Raw genomic sequence first — 17,646 nt, 5'->3', positions numbered from 1 at the left:
CAACTTGCTTGTTGTTGAGAATTGAACTAACCTCGTGCACGTAGGCCAGACACCCCCCGAAGGAGGCCGACATGCCCGCCGTGACCGTCGACAACCCGCTGACCCTCCCGCGCGTCACCACGCCGGACCCCGCCGTCACGAGCGCCCGGCCGGTCCTCACCGTGGCGACCGCCCCCGAGGGCTTCGAAGGCGAGGGCTTCCCCGTCCGCCGCGCCTTCGCCAAGATCAACCAGAAGTACCTCGACCCGTTCATCATGATGGACCAGATGGGTGAGGTGGACTACGCGGCCGGCGAGCCCAAGGGCACCCCCTGGCACCCGCACCGCGGCTTCGAGACCGTCACCTACATCATCGACGGAACGTTCATCCACCAGGACTCGCACGGCGGTGGCGGCACCATCACCGACGGCGACACCCAGTGGATGACGGCCGGCTCCGGCCTGCTGCACATCGAGAGCCCGCCGGAGTCGCTGGTGAAGTCCGGCGGCCTCTTCCACGGCCTCCAGCTGTGGGTGAACCTGCCGGCCTCGGACAAGATGATCGCCCCGAAGTACCAGGACATCCGCGGCGGCAGCGTCAAGCTCCTCAGCACCGAGGACGGCGGCGCGCTGCTCCGGGTGATCGCGGGCGAGCTCGACGGCCACCAGGGCCCCGGCACCACCTTCACCCCGATCACCATGATCCACGCCTCGATCAACCCCGGCGCCCAGATCACCCTGCCCTGGCGCCCCGACTTCAACGCGCTCGCCTACGGCCTGGCCGGCAACGGCTCGGCCGGCACCGAGCACCGCCCCTTCCACCGGGGCCAGGCCGTCGTCTTCGGCGACGGCGACTCGCTCACCATCCGCGCCGACGAGAAGCAGGACTCCCGCGACCCCAACTTCGAGGTCGTCATCCTCGGTGGCCTTCCCATCCGCGAACCCGTCGCCCACTACGGCCCGTTCGTGATGAACAGCCACCGCGAGCTCCAGCAGGCCATGGAGGACTTCCAGGCCGGCCGGCTCGGCACCATCCCCGCTTCCGGCCGCTGAGGGCCCCGGAGCCGGAACGGCGGAACGGCCGCAGGCACCACCTGCGGCCGTTCCGCCGTTCCGTTGCGGCGCCGTTCCGTTGACCCGCGGTTCCGCCGTTCCGCCGCCCCGTTGCTCCGCCGTTCCGCCGCCCGGGTCGGCTACAGCAGCGCGTAGACCGCCGAGGCGTCGTCGTGGGTCTTGCCGCGCGGCCAGCGCGCGCAGTCGGCGTCCGCCCGCTCCACCGCCCGGACCTGGGCGATCAGCTCGCCCGGCCCCGACTCGGCGAGCAGCCGCAGCACGTCGCCCCAACTGCCCAGTCCGAAACGCTCGGTGTAGCGCGAGGCGCCGTCGGTCAGGGCGGCCAGGGCGTGCAGCCGGTCCAGCCGGACGAAGCCGGTCTCGGCGTGCTCGGCCGCCCGCGGGCTGGCGGCGGCGATCCACGGGCCGGTGCCCCGGTTGCGGGCGGCACGCACCGCCAGCACGTACTCCAGGTGCAGCGCGGCCCGCTCGGCCGAACCGGGGACGGTCTCCCAGACCTGGCGGCGCAGCTCCTCCCCGCCGGGGAAGCGCTGGTTGTCCCCGATCACCTTCGGCGGGCCGTCCTTGAACTCCAGCACCAGCAGGGAGTCCCCGAGCACCAGGTACTCCAGGGCCTCACCGTGCCGCCGGGCCGCGACGACCATCGCGGCCGGGGTGTTGGGGTGGGCCAGGTCGCAGCGGCCGCCGTGCAGCGCGGCCGTCTCCACGATGGCGTCGGCCAGGCACTCGGCGATCGCCCGGTCCGCCCGGTCGGTGAGCCGGGCCAGCAGGTGCACACCCAGCCGGCGCACGTACCAGGCCGTCCCGTGCCGGCACCCGGAGTCCAGGCCGGTCGGCGAACTCGCGCCGTCCAACAGGACCAGCGCCTCCGGCGAGGCCGCCGCGAAGTCCTCGCTCTCGCGGTCGGGCCGCCGTGCTTCCCCTGCGAGCTGTAGCTGCATCCCGACAGTGTGGCCGCCGCCCCCGGCCCGCGCCCAGACCCGTGCGCGGTGTGGCGCGGGCCGGGCCGCGCCGCCCGGTGGCAGCCGGGGTGATTCGGCCATACCGTCGGACAGTGACCGGACGGTTCGGCCCCTCGGAGCGGGCCGGGTCCGGGATCCCCTCCGGGTGACCGGGGCGCCCGCGACTGACGAGGAGCGGAAGATGTTCTGGCAGTTCATCGTGGTGCTGGCCGCCTCGCTCGGCTTCCCGACCGCCGCACTGCTCTTCCTGATCGGCGGACCGCGCTTCCCCGACGAGCAGCGCGGCCCCGAGTCCCGCGGCACCGCGGCGCGGGGCACCGGCGCCTCCCGCATGTCGTAGCGGCCGGGCCCGGCCGCTACGCGGCACACGCCCCCTAGCGCCCCGTCAGGAACGGCTCGATCCGAGCCGCCCGGGCGAGCAGCCGCTCGTCCCCGCCCTCCGCACCGACCACCTGGAGGCCCAGCGGCAGCCCCTCCGGGGTCCGCCCGGCCGGCAGGCTCAGCGCCGGCCGCCCGAGGAAGCTCCACGGCAGCGACATCACCGCGTCCCCGGTGCTGTGCAGGCCCTCCGGCGCCCCGCCCGTCGCCGAGGGCGCCAGCCACAGGTCCACCCCGGCCGCCGCCTGCGCCGCGGCCACCCGTTCCCGCAGGTGTTCCCGGAACCGCAGGGCGGCCAGCCGGTCCTCGGCGGCGACGCCCTGGCCGGCCCGGACGGCCGCCACCGTCTCCGGCCGGTAGAGCCCGCCGAAGCGGGCGAACCAGTCGGCGTGGCTGCGGGCCAGCTCGAAGCGGTTGACCGTCTGCAGCTGCCGGACGACCTCGTCGAAGTCCGGGAACAGCTCGACCCGGCGCACCGTGAACCCGGCCCGCGCCAGCCGGGCCAGCTGCTCCTCGAAGGCGCGCAGCGCGGCCGGTTCGGCGCGCCGCAGGTACGTCCCGTCCGGCACCCCGAGCACGGGCGGCGCCCCGGACCCGGACGGCACCCCGGGCTCCGCCCGCCAGCCGTCGCAGAGCAGCGGCGCCGTCAGGGCCACGCCCGCCAGGTCGGCGGTGAACACCCCGAGGGTGTCGAAGCTCGGCGCGTTCGGGATCACCCCCGCGATCGGGATCCGCCCGTACGTCGGCCGGAAGCCCACCACCCCGCAGTACGCGGCCGGGCGGACCACCGAGCCGACCGTCTGGGTGCCGATCGCCAACGGCACCAGCCCGGCCGCGACCGCCGCCGCCGACCCGCTGCTGGAGCCGCCCGGGGTGTGCCCCGGGTGGTGCGGGTTGCGGGTCGGCCCCGGAGCGCTCGCGGCGAACTCGGCGGTCACCGTCTTGCCCGCGACCAGCGCGCCCGCCGCCCGCAGCCGGTCCACCACCACGGCCTGCGGCCCGGCCAGCACCCCCGGGGGCAGGGCCGAACCGCCGTGCGTGGGCAGCCCGTCCACGTGCACGATGTCCTTGACGCCCACCGCCACCCCGTACAACGGCGGCCGCCCGCCCGGCTCCGGGTGGCGCGCGGCCAGCGCACGCGCCTGCGCGCTCAGCCGGTCGTGCCGCCCGGGCTCCGGCACGAAGGCGTGGACGAGCGGGTCCACCCGCTCGATCAGCCCGCACAACCGGTCCACGTACACGGGAAGTTCGGGCACACCGGCACGCAGCCCGGCGGCCTCATCGGTCAACGGCCTTGGCCGGACGAGGGGTTGCTCCATGGCGGTCACAGTAGACGGCGGTCACGGCGTACGGCGGCCACAGCGGACCGGCGTCACGGCTAGTGTTCGGCCGCCAAGTACGGCGCCTCGCGCAGGAAGTACGCCCCGCAGGTGTGGCAGCACAGCTCCGGGGTCCTCCCCCAGTCCGTCGCCTCCCGCACCCGCGCGCCCGGGTCGAGCTCCCGCCCGCACATCGCCACGCTCTCCTCACCCCGGACCATGTGCCACAGCCGCACCCCCGCGGCCGCACCGCCGTCGCCGTACTCCGCTCGCATCTGGTGCCTCATGCCCCCATCGTCCGGCCCCCTCCCACCCCCGGCAACCGGAGGCCCTGGGCATCGCCCCGGGGCGATCCGACCGGTGAGTGCGTGGACGAACGGCCCCGGAGCACAGCGGCTCCGGGGCCCAAGTCAACGGATTCCAGCCGCACTTCGCCCCGCCCGGGCGGCCGCACTCAGGAGGCCGCCCGCAGCAGCGCGCCGTCCTGCCACTTGAGGATCTTGTCGAAGCTGACGATCGCCCCGCGCAGGGGGTGGTTGCGGAGCTGGACGTGGTCGGTGAGGGCGTGGATGAGGAAGAGGCCGCGGCCGGACTCGGCGGTGAGGTCCGGGAGGGTGTCCAGGTCGACCGGGCGCAGGGTGGGGGCGCTGGGGCGGTGGGGCAGGACGTGGGTGTCGTACGGGTGGCCGTCGCGGCGGGGGCGGTGCGCGGTGAGGACGCGGGCCGGGACGGTGGCGCGGCCGCGGCGGGTGCGGCGGGGCGCCCGGCCGGCCGCCTCGGGGCGGACCTGGGCCGGGGCGGCCGGGCGGCTCACGGGCGCGGACGCGGCGGGGGCGGGCAGGCCGGGGCCTGAGTCCGTGACCTCGATCCGCAGCCGGTCGCCGCAGATCGAGGCGGTGACCTGGAAGCCGTCGTCGGGCCGCCCGGTGGCGCCGTGCTCGACGGCGTTGGCGCAGGCCTCGGTGAGGGCGACGCCGAGGTCGTCCGCGATCTGCGGGTCGACGCCCGCCGTCGCCATCGCACCGAGCAGGATGCGCCGGGCCAGCGGAACGCTGGCCGGGTCGCGTTTGAGGTGCAGAGTCCACCAGATGTCCACGGGAGGTCCCTCCTGGCTGCGGCTCCACATACAACTAGGTATCTCCGGGCGATTCCCGGGTGAACCGTGCCCGGGGGCCGCTACCGCCCGTTCGGCGGATGGACCGGGAGGCGGGGTCTGTGCCGGGCGACGCGTACGCCCCTTCGCACGCCGCCGCCGAAAGGGGCATTCGTAGGGATTTCCCACCCTGCCCGTGTCGGCGGCGTACGCAATGAGAGGATGGCCCGGCCATGACTGCCCTCGCCGCCGCCCCGCTCCCGGGCGCCCCCGGACCGGCTCAGCCGGTGGGGGCCGCCGCCTGGGACCTGCGGCTTGCCCGGGCGGTCCCGTTCGCCCTGGTGTGCACCCTGATAGCGGCCGCCGGGCACACCCTGGCGGGCGGCGGGAACGTGGCGCCGGCCGCGCTGGCGCTCGGCTTCGCCGCGGTGCTGGCGTTCGCGGCGGTCTGCGGCGGGCGGGAGCGCTCGCTGGCGGCCATCGCCGGGGCGCTCGGTGCCGGGCAGCTCGGGCTGCACTGCCTCTTCCACGGCTTCCACGGTTTCGCCGGCTCCGCGGCCGGCGCGCACCACGGCGGTTCCGGTGCGCTGACCGTGCCGCAGGTGGCCGGCCGGCTGATCTGCAACGAGTCCCGTCCGGGCACCCTGGCCGGCCTGTCCGGCGGCCCGTCCCCGGAGCAACTGGTCTCCTCCGCGGGCCTGGACCCCCACGCGTTCGCCGCCGCGCCCTGGTGGCAGGCCGGCCTGTTCGGCATGACGCCGTCCATGCTGGCCGGGCACCTGGGCGCCGCGCTGGTCGCGGGCTGGTGGCTGCGGCGCGGCGAGGCAGCGCTGTGGCGGCTGCTGCGGGTGGCCGCGACGGCGGCCCGGGAGCACTGGGCGGCGCCGCTGCGTACGGCGTTCGCCCTGGTGGCCGCGTTGCTGCGCGGCCTGTTCGGCACGGCCGGCCCGGCCCGCCGGTTCGGTGGCCCGGGCGGGGAGGTCCCGCTCCCGACGGGTGCCGCGCTGCGGCACAGCGTGGTGCGGCGCGGCCCGCCGTGCGGGGCCCTCGCGTACTGACCGGCGTCTCCTGGCGGCCCCGCGGCCGTACCGGACGCCCGGCGTGCGCACCGTCCGGCCGTTCCCCGACCACCGGGGCGGCCCGAGGCACTGCTCCCACGTCCCCACGCGCGGCCCCCGCGGTACGGCTCACGTCCGTCGCCCGGTAGCACGGCCGCCGAGCTCCGATCGGAGACCCGCATCATGCGTTCCCTTCCCATCCGCCGCATCGCCGCCGTCGCCCTCACCGCCGCCGCCTCCGTGGTGGCGCTGGCCGGCCCCGCCTCCGCGCACGTCACCGTGAACCCGGGTGCGGCCGCCCAGGGCGGTTACACGGCCGTCGACTTCCGGGTGCCGAACGAGAGCGACACCGCGAGCACGGTGAAGCTGGAGGTCAACCTCCCGCTGGACCACCCGCTGGCCTCGGTCCGGACCCTGCCGCTGCCGGGCTGGACCGCCACGGTCGAGAAGGCCAAGCTCGACAAGCCGATCAAGGTGCACGGCAACGACGTCACCGAGGCCGTCTCCAAGATCACCTGGACCGCCGACGCCGGCACCAAGATCGCCCCCGGTCAGTTCCAGGAGTTCCGGGTCTCGCTCGGCCCGCTGCCGACCGACGCCGACAGCCTGGAGTTCAAGACCCTCCAGACCTACGACAACGGCGACATCGCCCGCTGGATCGACGAGAGCAAGGACGGCCAGCCCGAGCCGGCCAAGCCCGCGCCCGTCCTGAAGCTCACCAAGGCGGCCGAGGGCGACGGCCACGGCGTCACCGCCTCCCCGGCCGCGGGCGCCCACGGGGACAGCTCCGACCACGCCGCCTCCGCCGGCGACGCCAAGTCCAGCGACTCCACCGCCCGCGCCCTGGGCGTGGTCGGCATCGTGGTCGGCGTGATCGGCACCGCCGTCGGCGTGCTCGGCCTGCGCCGCAAGAGCGGCTCCGCCTCCTGAACCCCGCGCCGGCGGGCCGTACCCGCACCCCGGGTACGGCCCGCCGGCGGTCCACCGCGCACGATCGGAACTCCCATGCCCCGCACCACCCGTCTGGCCGGCGCGGCCGCCCTCGCGCTGGCCGCCGCCCTGACCCTCTCCGCCTGCGGCTCCTCCGGCGGTGACTCCACCACCGCCAAGGTCACCCGGCAGAAGGAGGACACCCCGTACCAGGGCACCAAGCTCGCCAAGAACTTCGAGAAGCCGGACCTCCAGCTGACCGACACCGACGGCCGGCCCTTCGACCTGCGGCAGCAGACCAACGGCAAGGCCACCCTGCTGTTCTTCGGCTACACCAGCTGCCCGGACGTCTGCCCGACCACCATGGGCGACATCGGCGTCGCGATGAAGGCGCTCCCCGCCGAGGAGCGCCAGAAGATCAACGTCGTCTTCGTCTCCACCGACCCGGACCGCGACACCCCCAAGGTGCTGCGCACCTGGCTGGACTCGATGGGCAGCGACTTCATAGGCCTCACCGGGGACCTGGCCAAGGTGAAGACCGCGGCCAAGTCGCTCGGCATCATGATCGAGGACCCGGTGGTCAACGGGGACGGCACCGTCACCTCCACCCACGGCGCCCAGGTGCTGGCCTTCCTCCCCTCGGACGACAAGGCGCACGTGCTCTACATGAGCGGCACCGAGGAGAAGACCTACGAGCACGACCTGCCGCTGCTCGCCAAGGGGGTCGCGGCGTGAGCTCGGCGCAGACCGGAACCAGCCGCTTCCGCCGCAGCGCCCTGCTCGGCGCCGTCGTCGCGACGGCCCTCGGCGGCGGCGCCATCCTGGCCGCCTGCGGCACGGGCGGCGGCACCGGCGGCGGCGCGAACGCCCGGGGCGGCGCCTCCACCGGCCCGGCCAGGCTCAGCGTCGCCGACTCCTACATCCCGCTGCCCCCTGCCGGCGGCATGGCGGCCGGCTACCTGACCGTCCGCAACGACGGCGGCCAGGACCAGCTGCTCAAGGTGACCAGCCCGGCCGCCGAGTCCGTCACCATGCACCGCTCGACGGCGTCGACCATGGAGCAGGTGGACAGCCTGGACGTCCCCGCGCACGGCGCGCTGCAGCTCGCCCGGGGCGGCAACCACCTCATGATCATGGGATGGCAGAAGGCCCCGTCGCTCGGCGACGAGCTGGAGCTCGACCTCACCTTCGCCAAGTCCGGCACCATCTCCGTGAAGGTGCCGGTCAAGGAGCTCACCTACCGCCCCGGCCAGAGTTAGGGGACCGCCACCATGCAGTCGGCCGGCCTGGAGAAGGCCACCCACCGCCGGATCGCCGGGGTGCTCGGAGTGCTCGGCGCGCTGCTCGCGCTGATGCTCGCGGGCGCCGGGCCGGCCTCCGCGCACGCCACCCTGGATTCCACCGACCCGCGGCAGAACTCGGTGGTCGCCACCGCTCCGCAGGCGGTGACGCTGACCTTCAGCGAGTCCGTCTCCCTCTCCGGCGACTCCGTCCGGGTGCTCGACCCGGCCGGCAAGGCCGTCGACACCGGCAACCCGGCGCACGCCGACGGCAAGGGCAACACCGCCCGGGTCGGGCTGCGGGACGGGCTCGCCAACGGCACGTACACGGTGGCGTGGCGGGCCGTCTCGGACGACTCCCACCCGGTCGGCGGGGCGTTCACCTTCTCCATCGGCGCGCCCTCGGACACCTCGGTGTCGGCCACCGCGCTCCAGGGCGCCGAGGCGGACGGCCTGGTCGCCGCCCTGTACGGCACCGGGCGCACCGTCGCCTACGCCGCCTTCGCGTTGCTGGTCGGCGTCGCCGCCTTCGTCCTGCTCTGCTGGCCGGCCGGCACCGCCCGGCGCCGGGTGCAGCGGCTGCTGATGACCGGCTGGACGGCGCTGCTGGTCTCCACCGTCGCGGTGCTGATGCTGCGCGGCCCGTACGAGCGCGGCTCCGGGATCGGGCAGGCCTTCGACCTGTCGCTGGTGCGCGCCACGCTGGACGAGCGGATCGGCACCGCGCTGGCCGCCCGGCTGCTGCTGCTCGCGGCCGGCGGGGTGTTCCTGTCGCTGCTGGTCGGGCAGCTGGGGCAGCCGCCGCGACCGGTCGTCCCGAAGCCGCGCGACGAGGAGGAGAACGGATTCTCCGACGCTCCGGCGGCCGCCGAGGACGACGCCGAGGCCGCCGAACTGCGCGAGCTGGAGCGGCGGGCCGCCGAGCGGCCGCAGCGCGAGGTCCGGCTGGGCCTGGGCGTGGCCGGCCTGGTGCTGGCGGTCGCCCTCTCGGCGACCTGGGTCGGCGCCGACCACGCCTCGGTGGGCATCCAGGTCTGGCTGGCGCTGCCGCTCGGCATCCTGCACCTGATCGCGATGGCGCTCTGGCTGGGCGGTCTGGCCGCGCTGCTGGTCGCGCTGCGCGAGGGCGTCGGCGCCGAGGTGGTGGACCGCTTCTCGAAGATCGCCTTCGGCTCGGTGGCCGTCCTGGCCGCGACCGGGATCTACCAGTCCTGGCGGGGCCTGGGCAGCTGGGGCGCGCTGACCGGGACCGAGTACGGGCGGCTGCTGCTGGTGAAGAGCGGCTGCGTGGTCGCGATGCTCGGCGTCGCCTGGATCTCCCGCTCCTGGCTGGCCAGGCTGCGCTCGGCCCCCGCCGAGGCGGTGGAGGTCGCACCGGCCGAACTGCCGGAGCCGGTCGCCGTGGCGGCGCACAGCGAGGACCCGGCCCGGCAGGCACAGCTGGAGCGTCAGCGGGCCGCCCTGCGGAGCGCCGGACGCGACCGCGGGCTGACCCCGACCCGGGCCGGGCTGCGCCGCTCGGTGCTGGTCGAGGCCCTGGTCGCGGTGGCGGTGCTGGTGGTCACCACGATGCTCACCAACTCCCCGCCCGGACGGGTGGCGAGCGAGGTCGGGGCGGGGGCCGCCACGGCTCCGGCCGCCGGCGGGCCCGCGGCGGCACCGCAGACCGAGCCGGGCCGGACCGTCGAGCTCAAGCTCCCGTACGACACCAAGGGCCGGACGCCGAACGCCAAGGGCACCGCGGTCGTGACCCTCAACCCGGCCCGGACCGGGCCGAACGAGGTGAAGCTCGCGCTGGACGGCGCGGACGGGCAGCCGGTGGACGTCCCCGAGGTGCAGCTCGCCTTCACCCTGCCGGACCGCGACCTCGGCCCCCTGCCGGTCGCGCTCACCCCGGAGGGCACCGGCCGCTGGAGCGGCACCGCGCAGCTGCCGCTGGCGGGCACCTGGGTGGTGTCGGTGCAGATCCGGTCCTCCGACATCGACCAGACCACCCCGACCCAGCAGTTCAAGATCGGGTGAGCGGGATGACGGACGTTTCCACGGAGCAGGGTCCGGCGGGGCACGGGCCGTCGGCGGGGCACGGACCGGAGGGGCAGGAGCCGTCGGCGGGCCACGGGCCGGCGGGGTTCACCCGGCGGGCACTGCTCGGCACCGCCGGGGCCGGGCTGCTGGCGGGCGCCGGCGCGGGTGTTGCCGGGGCGGTCGCCCTGGACGGGCGGACCGGCCGCTCGGCGCTCGCTGGGGGCTCGGCCGGCGGGACGCTGGGCGCGGCCCGGGTGCCGTTCCGCGGCGAGCACCAGGCCGGGATCACCGACCCGGCGCAGGCCAGGGTCCAGCTGGCCGCCTTCGACCTGGCCGAGGGCGTCGGCCGGGACGGGCTGCGCACCCTGCTGCAGCGCTGGACGAAGGCCGCCGAGCGGCTGACCGCCGGGGAGCCGGCCGAGGAGTTCGACAACCAGGTCGCGCTGGACGCCGGCCCCTGCTCGCTGACCGTCACGGTCGGCTTCGGGGCCTCGCTGTTCGACCGGGCCGGGCTGGCCGACCGCCGCCCGCCCGGGCTCGAACCGCTGCCGGCCTTCCCCGGTGACGTGCTGGACCCGGCCCGGGGCGACGGCGACCTCTTCGTCCAGATCGGCGCGGACGACGCCCTGGTCGCGGTGCACGCCCTGCGGGTGCTCCAGCGGCTGGCGACCGGAACCGCGGCGCTGCGCTGGCAGTCGGCCGGGTTCGCCCGCACCCCCGGCGCCGCCGCCCGGCCGGTGACCGGACGCAACCTGATGGGCCAGATCGACGGCACCAACAACCCCCGGCCGGAGGAGGAGGGCTTCGCCGCCACGGTGTTCTGCGCCGCGGGCGGCGACGGGCCGGCCTGGCTGGCCGGCGGCTCGTACCTGGTGTTCCGGCGGATCCGGATGCTGCTGGACCACTGGGAGGCGCTGCCGGTGGAGCGGCAGGAGCGGGTGATCGGGCGGCGCAAGTCGGACGGAGCCCCGCTCGGCGCACCCGCCGGGGCCGGCGAGCGGTCCCCGGTGGACCTCGCCGCGCAGGACGCGGACGGCGCCCTGGCGATCCCCTCCGACGCGCACGTCCGGGTCGCCGCCCCCGCGGCCAACGGCGGGGCGGCGATGCTGCGGCGCGGCTTCTCGTACCACGACGGGCTGCTGCCGGACGGTTCGCCGGACGCCGGGCTGCTCTTCCTCGCCTTCCAGTCCGACCCGCGCAGGGGCTTCACCCCGGTGCAGCGCAAGCTCTCCCGGGGCGACGGCCTCTCCCGCTTCCTGCGGCACGAGGCGAGCGGCCTGTACGCGCTGCCGCCGGGCCCGCCGCCCGGCGGGTACCTCGGCCAGCAGCTGCTGGAGGGGTAGCCGCGGGTGTCCCGGGGGATCCGCCGGGGATCCCCCCGGACCCCCTGGTTCCACCGGAGTTCACCGCCGCGGTCCCGGCCACTGGAACGCTTTCCTGCCGGGGCCGCGGAATCGTTAGGGTGACTGCTTCGGCACACCCCGCTGCTTCGGCACACCCTGCCCACGCGGCACCGAGATCCCACGGAGGCGTCATGTCGGCCACCCGCTACACCTACCTCGGACCGGCCGGCACGTTCACCGAGGCGGCCCTGCACACGCTGCCCGAGGCGGCGACCCGGGAGCTGGTGCCGCTGTCCTCGGTGGCGCTGGCGCTGGACGCGGTGCGCGGCGGGGAGGCGGCCGGGGCGTTCGTCCCGATCGAGAACTCGGTGGAGGGCGCGGTCACCGCGACCAACGACGAACTGGCCGCCGGCACACCGCTGATGATCTACCGTGAGGTGCTGCTGCCGATCACCTTCGCGCTGCTGGTGCGGCCGGGCACCGAGCTGTCCGGGGTCAGGACGGTGACCAGCCACCCGGTGGCCCAGCCGCAGGTGCGGCGCTGGCTGGCGGCCAATCTGCCGGACGCGAAGTGGGAGTCGGCCGCCTCCAACGCGGACGGCGCCCGGCTGGTCGCCGAGGGCCGCTACGACGGCGCGTTCGCGGGCGAGTTCGCGGCGCCGATCTACGGGCTGGAGCCGCTGGTCAAGGAGATCGCGGACGCGAAGAGCGCGGCCACCCGGTTCGTCCTGGTCGGCCGCCCGGGGCGGGTCTCCTCGCCGACCGGCGCGGACAAGACCTCGATGGTGGTCTGGCTGCCGGACGACCACCCGGGTGCGCTGCTGGAGCTGCTCCAGGAGTTCGCGGTGCGCGGGGTCAACCTGATGCGGATCGAGTCCCGCCCGACAGGCGAGGGCATGGGCAGCTACTGCTTCCTGATCGACTGCGAGGGCCACCTGTCGGAGCGCCGGGTCGCCGAGGCGATGATGGGCCTCAAGCGGATCTGCCCCCAGGTGCGGTACCTCGGCTCCTATCCGCGTGCCGACCGGCAGGAGTCGACCCACCGGCGGCCGGGGACCTCGGACGAGGATTTCACCTCGGCGGCGGACTGGCTCTCCCGCGCGCTCGACGGCCGCGGCGACATCTGAAGCCGGCGGAGTGTCCGGCACCCCCGGACACCCCGGTGACATCTTTTGTCTTTCCGACCTTTTCCGACTGTTTCGGACCGGTTCGATCAGGCGGGTCGCGTGACCCTCCCCGTCGTCCACAGGCCGCCCGGAGCCGGAGGCCGCTGTCCACAGGGGCGCCGGCTGTCCACAGCCCGGAGTTATCCACAGGCCTGGGGACGAGTCGACAAACCGGTATAGCCATTGCGCAGAACCGGTCGGACCATCGGTTTGCGTCGCAGAGATGACCAATCGGACCAGAGTCACCCGGTTGCCAGCAAATCACCCGTCCGAGTGCTTCAATTCCCTCACCCGAGAAGGTTGATTGAGGTTTGAAACCTCAATTCCCTGGTTCGTTCACGCGGAAGACGATCCTCCCCTTTGATCCACAGGCCCGGGCCCCCGCCTGTGGATAACTCGACCCGGGAAGGTTCCCCACAGGAGTTATCCACAGGATCGGCCGAGTTATCCCCAGGGAAAAAGCGGTACCGGTGGAGGAACGGGCGCCCGGTACGCTTGGGCCTGTGATTGACCTTCGCCTGCTTCGTGAGGACCCTGACCGAGTGCGCGCCTCGCAGCGCGTCCGTGGCGAGGACGTCGACCTGGTCGACGCCCTCCTCTCCGCCGATGAGCGGCGCCGGTCCTCGGGCAGCCGCTTCGACGAACTGCGCAGCGAGCAGCGGGTGCTCGGGAAGCAGGTCGCCCAGGCCAAGGGCGACGAGAAGACCGCCCTGCTCCAGCGCACCAAGGACCTGGCCGCCGAGGTCAAGGCCGCCGACGCCGAGCAGAGCGCGGCGAAGGAGGAGGCCGACCGCCTGCTCCGCTCGCTGGCGAACCTCATCGACCCGGCCGCCCCGGTCGGCGGCGAGGAGGACTTCGTCACCCTGGAGGAGATCGGCACCCCGCGCGACTTCGCCGCCGAGGGCTTCGAGCCCCGCGACCACGTCGAGCTCGGCCAGATCCTCGGCGCGATCGACACCGAGCGCGGCGCCAAGGTCGCCGGTGCCCGCTCCTACTACCTGACCGGCGTCGGCGCGCTGCTGGAGCTCGCCCTGGTCAACATGGCGATCGCCCAGGCCACCGCGGCCGGCTTCGTCCCGATGATCACCCCGACCCTGGTCCGCCCGGCCGCCATGGACGGCACCGGCTTCCTCGGCCAGGCCGCCGAGAACGTGTACCACCTCGCCGAGGACGACCGGTACCTGGTCGGCACCAGCGAGGTCCCGCTGGCGGCGTACCACATGGACGAGATCCTCGACGCCGACAAGCTGCCGCTGCGCTACGCCGGCTACTCGTCCTGCTTCCGCCGCGAGGCCGGCACCTACGGCAAGGACACCCGCGGCATCATCCGCGTCCACCAGTTCGAGAAGGTGGAGATGTTCGTCTACACCACTCCGGAGGACGCGGAGAACGAGCACCGCCGCCTGCTCCAGTGGGAGAAGGACTTCCTCAACGCGCTGGAGCTGCCGTACCGGGTCATCGACGTCGCCTCCGGCGACCTCGGCGCCTCGGCCGCGCGCAAGTTCGACATCGAGGCGTGGATCCCCACCCAGGGCAAGTACCGCGAGGTCACCTCGACCTCCAACACCACCGAGTACCAGGCCCGCCGGCTGTCGATCCGGATGCGCGAGGAGGGCAAGACCCGCCCGCTCGCCACCCTGAACGGCACCCTGGTCGCCGTCCCGCGCACCATCGTGGCGATCCTGGAGAACCACCAGCAGGCCGACGGCTCGGTCGTCGTGCCCGAGGCGCTGCGGCCGTACCTCGGCGGGCGGACCGTCCTCGAGCCGGTCAAGTAACCCGGTCCGCACCACCCAGCACCACCCGCGACTCCCGGGAGACGTACGGCCCATGAGCACCACCAGCCCCAGCCCCGGCTCCCCCGGCGGTGGCGACCTGCCCTACCGGCTGGTCGCCACCGATCTCGACGGCACCCTGCTCACCAGCGGGGAGACCGTCTCCGAGCGCACCCGCGCCGCCCTGGCCGCGGCCACCGGCGCGGGCGCGCTGCACATCATCGTCACCGGGCGCTCGGCGGTCTGGGCCCGCCCGGTCTTCGACGAGATCGGCTACACCGGGATAGCGGTCTGCGGCCAGGGCGCCCAGGTGTACGACGCCGGCGCGCACAAGCTGCTCACCTCGCTCACCCTGGACCGACGGCTCGCCGCGCTCGCGATCGAGAAGATCGAGGCCGAGACCGGCCCGCTGGCCATCGCCGCCAACCAGGACGGCCTCGACGGCCAGGTGCTGGCCGGTCCCGGCTACGAGCTGCAGATCGGCTCCCGCCTGCCGGTCGTCCGGGTCGAGCGCGACGGACTGCTCGGCGCTCCGCTCAGCAAGCTGTACATCCAGCACCACGCGCTCACCGACGACGCCCTCGCCGAGGCCGCCCGCCGCGCCGCCGGCGACCTGGTCGGCGTGGTGATGGCCGGCGCCGGCGTGGTCGAACTGCTCCCGCTCGGGCTGTCCAAGGCCACCGGCCTGGCCGTCGCGGCCCGCCGCCTGGGCGTGCGCGCCGCCGACACCATCGCGTTCGGCGACATGCCCAACGACGTCCCGATGTTCGGCTGGGCCGCCCACGGCGTCGCCATGGCCAACGCCCACGAGGAACTCCTCGCCGTCGCGGACGCCGTCACCGCCGGCAACGACGAGGACGGCGTCGCCGTGGTCCTGGAGCGCCTCTACCCGCGGCCCTGACCCGCCCGGCCCGGCGGAAGCCGGCGCGGGACGCCGACGCACCAGGCACTGCCGGTTCCCCGCACCCCCGAGGGGGTGCGGGGAACAGTCGTCTCCGGAGCCGGTGCGGGGCCGGTACGGAGCCGGTACGGGGGCCGTTCCGGGAGGGCCGATCGGGGGTTCGGGCAGGTCGGGGATGGGTTGTAGGATGACCGGGCAAGTGGTTGTAGGATGACCGACGACCGAGGTGGTCATCGGTGCACGGCGGGAAGGGAGGTCCGGCATGAGCGGCGGTCTGCAGGCGGCCGGGCGACGTTCCCTGGTGGACACCGCCATCGAGCAGCTGCGGGAGCAGCTGGCCGGCGGAGTGTGGCCGGTGGGGTCGAGGATTCCCACCGAGCACGAGCTGGCCGAGCAGCTGGGCGTCGGGCGGAACACCGTGCGGGAGGCGATCCGGGTGCTGGTGCACGCCGGAATGCTGGTCTCCCGGCAGGGCGAGGGCACGTTCGTCCGCTCCACCAGCGACCCGGCGGCGGTGCTGCGCGGTGTGCAGCGCTCCGGCATCCGGGACGTCCTGGAGGTCCGAGCGGCGCTGGAGACCGAGGGCGCCCGGCTGGCCGCACTGCGGCACACCCCCGAGGACGTCCAGCGGATGCGCGCCGCGCTGGCCCGTGAGGCCGAGGTGTTCGCGGCCCACCCCGAGCGGGCGAGCCGCGAGGCCACCGTCGAGCACGACCTGGAGTTCCACACCGCCGTCGTCGAGGCCGCGCACAACCCCGCGCTGGCCGAGGTGTACCGCTACTTCGGCGCCTCCGTCCGCGAGGCGATGACCTCCGCCTTCGGCGACCACGAGATGCCCGAGGCCGTCGTGGCCACCCACGAGGCACTGGTCGACGCGATCGAGAGCGGTGACCCGGACCGGGCCGAGGCAGCCTCCCGCGCGCTGCTCGCCGAGCCCACCGCGGCCGTCGAGCAGCTGCTCGCGGCCATCGCGGCCCGGAAGTAGGACGGCGCGAGCCTCCCTTCCGCCGTCCGCCTTCCCCGCACATTCACGAAAGAACAGCACACCCATGGCCGTCACCCGTGCCCAGCAGCCGGTTGTCACCACTTCTGCCCCGCTCCCCGTCCGCAGCCGGCTGGCCCATCCGCTCCTGATGCTGACCGGCATCGTGCTGGTCGCGCTGAACATGCGCGCCTGTCTGGCGGCGGTCTCCCCGATGGTCGGCGAGATCCGGCAGACCTTCGGACTGTCCGCCACCGTGGGCGGGCTGATCACCACCGTCCCGGTGCTGTTCCAGGGCGTCGGCGCCCCGCTCACCCCGCGGCTGACCCGCCGCTTCGGCGCCGAGCGGGTGGTGTTCGGCGCGGTGCTGGTGCTCGGCGCGGGCGTGCTGCTGCGGGTGCTGCCCTCGGTGGCGGCCCTGTACGCGGGCTGCGTGATCATCGGTGTGGCGATCGCGGTGCTGAACGTGTCGATGCCGGGTCTGGTCAAGCGCGAGTTCCCGGACCGCGCGGCCACCATGACCGGTGTCTACTCGACCACCATGCTGGTCGGCGCCACGCTCGCGGCCGGCACCTCCGTCCCGCTGGAGCACGCCCTCGGCGGCGGCTGGCAGGCCTCGCTCGGCGCCTGGTCGCTGCTCGCGCTGATCGCCGCGGTGGCCTGGCTGCCGCAGGTGCTGCGCTCCCGCCAGGAGCGGCAGCGGGAGCAGCAGGGGGCGGTGGCCCCGGCCGCCGCGCCGGCCAAGCCGATCGAGGGCATCTGGAAGTCCCCGCTCGCCTGGCAGATCAGCCTCTTCATGGGCATCTCGTCGCTGCTGGTCTACACCCTGGTCGCCTGGATGCCGACCATCCTGGCCGACCACGGCATGGACCGCGGCCAGGCCGGCCTGGTCTTCGCCTTCTCCAACCTGGTGCAGGTCACGGGCGCCTTCCTGGTGCCGCTGCTGGCCGGCCGGATGACCAGCCAGCGCGGGCTGGCACTGGCCATGGTCGCCATGAACGGGCTGGGCATCGCCCTGCTGCTGGTCGCGCCGGTCTCCGCCGCGTGGGTGTCGGCGACCATCCTGGGCGTGGCGCAGGGCGGTTCGCTGGGCCTGGGCCTGGCGTTCATCGTGCTGCGCACCCGCACCGCCGCCGGTGCCGCCCAGCTGAGCGGGATGTCGCAGGCGATCGGCTATCTGGTCGCGGCGGTCGGCCCGGTCGGCGCGGGCGCGCTGCGCCAGCTGACCGGCGGCTGGGAGACCCCGCTGGTGCTGATGCTGGTGCTGGTCCTGGTGGTCGGCGCGGCTGCGCGGCTGGTTGAAGCGCAGCATGTTGCCCGACGGGTCCCGGAAGGCGCAGTCGCGCACCCCGTAGGGCTGGTCCATCGGCTCCTGGAGGACC

At 74.7% G+C, this 17,646-nt stretch carries 16 protein-coding genes and 2 pseudogenes; 13 read left to right on the top strand and 5 right to left on the bottom strand.

Annotation, left to right across the window (positions count from 1 at the left end):
• Positions 1-71: 71 nt before the first annotated feature.
• On the top strand, positions 72-1,031 hold the full coding sequence (locus ACWD4P_RS24990) for a pirin family protein (protein ID WP_449781099.1): 960 nt from the start codon (positions 72-74) through the stop codon (positions 1,029-1,031).
• Between the two features lie 140 nt (positions 1,032-1,171).
• On the opposite strand, the gene ACWD4P_RS24985 is transcribed toward ACWD4P_RS24990, so the two are convergent.
• Positions 1,172-1,993, bottom strand: coding sequence for a protein phosphatase 2C domain-containing protein (locus ACWD4P_RS24985; protein WP_359816993.1), 822 nt, complete (start codon positions 1,991-1,993; stop codon positions 1,172-1,174).
• 202 nt (positions 1,994-2,195) lie between these two features.
• On the opposite strand from ACWD4P_RS24985, the gene ACWD4P_RS24980 reads away from it, so the two are divergent.
• Positions 2,196-2,354, top strand: a complete 159-nt coding sequence (locus ACWD4P_RS24980) for a hypothetical protein (protein WP_359816995.1) — start codon at positions 2,196-2,198, stop codon at positions 2,352-2,354.
• A gap of 34 nt (positions 2,355-2,388) precedes the next feature.
• Here ACWD4P_RS24980 and ACWD4P_RS24975 read toward each other — a convergent pair whose 3' ends face one another.
• From ACWD4P_RS24975 to ACWD4P_RS24965, 3 genes are all read right to left on the bottom strand, one after another.
• The gene (locus ACWD4P_RS24975; RefSeq protein ID WP_449781098.1) at positions 2,389-3,711 is read right to left on the bottom strand and encodes an amidase; all 1,323 of its coding nucleotides are present in this window, start codon (positions 3,709-3,711) and stop codon (positions 2,389-2,391) included.
• A 59-nt stretch (positions 3,712-3,770) separates the two neighbouring features.
• Positions 3,771-3,998: a hypothetical protein gene (locus tag ACWD4P_RS24970; RefSeq protein WP_449781097.1), complete on the bottom strand. Its 228-nt coding sequence runs from the start codon at positions 3,996-3,998 to the stop codon at positions 3,771-3,773.
• Positions 3,999-4,165: 167 nt separating this feature from the next.
• Complete coding sequence (locus tag ACWD4P_RS24965; RefSeq protein WP_449781096.1) at positions 4,166-4,807, bottom strand: ATP-binding protein; 642 nt, start codon at positions 4,805-4,807, stop codon at positions 4,166-4,168.
• Between the two features lie 230 nt (positions 4,808-5,037).
• On the opposite strand from ACWD4P_RS24965, the gene ACWD4P_RS24960 reads away from it, so the two are divergent.
• The 11 genes and pseudogenes from ACWD4P_RS24960 to ACWD4P_RS24910 form a co-directional block, all read left to right on the top strand.
• Complete coding sequence (locus ACWD4P_RS24960; RefSeq protein ID WP_449781095.1) at positions 5,038-5,862, top strand: hypothetical protein; 825 nt, start codon at positions 5,038-5,040, stop codon at positions 5,860-5,862.
• Between the two features lie 183 nt (positions 5,863-6,045).
• The gene (locus ACWD4P_RS24955; RefSeq protein ID WP_449781094.1) at positions 6,046-6,792 is read left to right on the top strand and encodes a YcnI family copper-binding membrane protein; all 747 of its coding nucleotides are present in this window, start codon (positions 6,046-6,048) and stop codon (positions 6,790-6,792) included.
• 75 nt (positions 6,793-6,867) lie between these two features.
• Entirely contained in the window at positions 6,868-7,527 is a 660-nt protein-coding gene (locus ACWD4P_RS24950) for an SCO family protein (RefSeq protein WP_359831504.1), read from the top strand.
• Positions 7,524-8,051: a copper chaperone PCu(A)C gene (locus tag ACWD4P_RS24945; RefSeq protein ID WP_449781093.1), complete on the top strand. Its 528-nt coding sequence runs from the start codon at positions 7,524-7,526 to the stop codon at positions 8,049-8,051. The genes ACWD4P_RS24950 and ACWD4P_RS24945 overlap by 4 nt, the downstream gene beginning before the upstream one ends.
• A gap of 12 nt (positions 8,052-8,063) precedes the next feature.
• Positions 8,064-10,094: a FixH family protein gene (locus ACWD4P_RS24940; protein WP_449781092.1), complete on the top strand. Its 2,031-nt coding sequence runs from the start codon at positions 8,064-8,066 to the stop codon at positions 10,092-10,094.
• Between the two features lie 5 nt (positions 10,095-10,099).
• Complete coding sequence (gene efeB, locus ACWD4P_RS24935) at positions 10,100-11,440, top strand: iron uptake transporter deferrochelatase/peroxidase subunit (protein ID WP_449781091.1); 1,341 nt, start codon at positions 10,100-10,102, stop codon at positions 11,438-11,440.
• Between the two features lie 191 nt (positions 11,441-11,631).
• Entirely contained in the window at positions 11,632-12,567 is a 936-nt protein-coding gene (gene pheA, locus ACWD4P_RS24930) for a prephenate dehydratase (protein ID WP_449781090.1), read from the top strand.
• Positions 12,568-13,109: 542 nt separating this feature from the next.
• Positions 13,110-14,384, top strand: a complete 1,275-nt coding sequence (gene serS, locus ACWD4P_RS24925; protein WP_359830140.1) for a serine--tRNA ligase — start codon at positions 13,110-13,112, stop codon at positions 14,382-14,384.
• A gap of 52 nt (positions 14,385-14,436) precedes the next feature.
• Positions 14,437-15,282, top strand: a complete 846-nt coding sequence (locus tag ACWD4P_RS24920) for an HAD family hydrolase (RefSeq protein WP_359830138.1) — start codon at positions 14,437-14,439, stop codon at positions 15,280-15,282.
• A gap of 262 nt (positions 15,283-15,544) precedes the next feature.
• A complete protein-coding gene (locus ACWD4P_RS24915; RefSeq protein ID WP_359830137.1) occupies positions 15,545-16,267 on the top strand; it encodes a FadR/GntR family transcriptional regulator in 723 nt (240 codons plus the stop codon).
• A gap of 64 nt (positions 16,268-16,331) precedes the next feature.
• Positions 16,332-17,387: pseudogene (locus tag ACWD4P_RS24910) on the top strand (MFS transporter); the annotation flags it as partial.
• A gap of 165 nt (positions 17,388-17,552) precedes the next feature.
• Here the strand turns inward: ACWD4P_RS24910 and ACWD4P_RS24905 are convergent.
• Positions 17,553-17,646 (bottom strand): annotated as a pseudogene (locus ACWD4P_RS24905) (VOC family protein); the annotation flags it as partial.

The organism is Kitasatospora sp. NPDC002543, from assembly GCF_053594915.1.
This window is presented reverse-complemented; position numbering and strand designations above follow the sequence as displayed.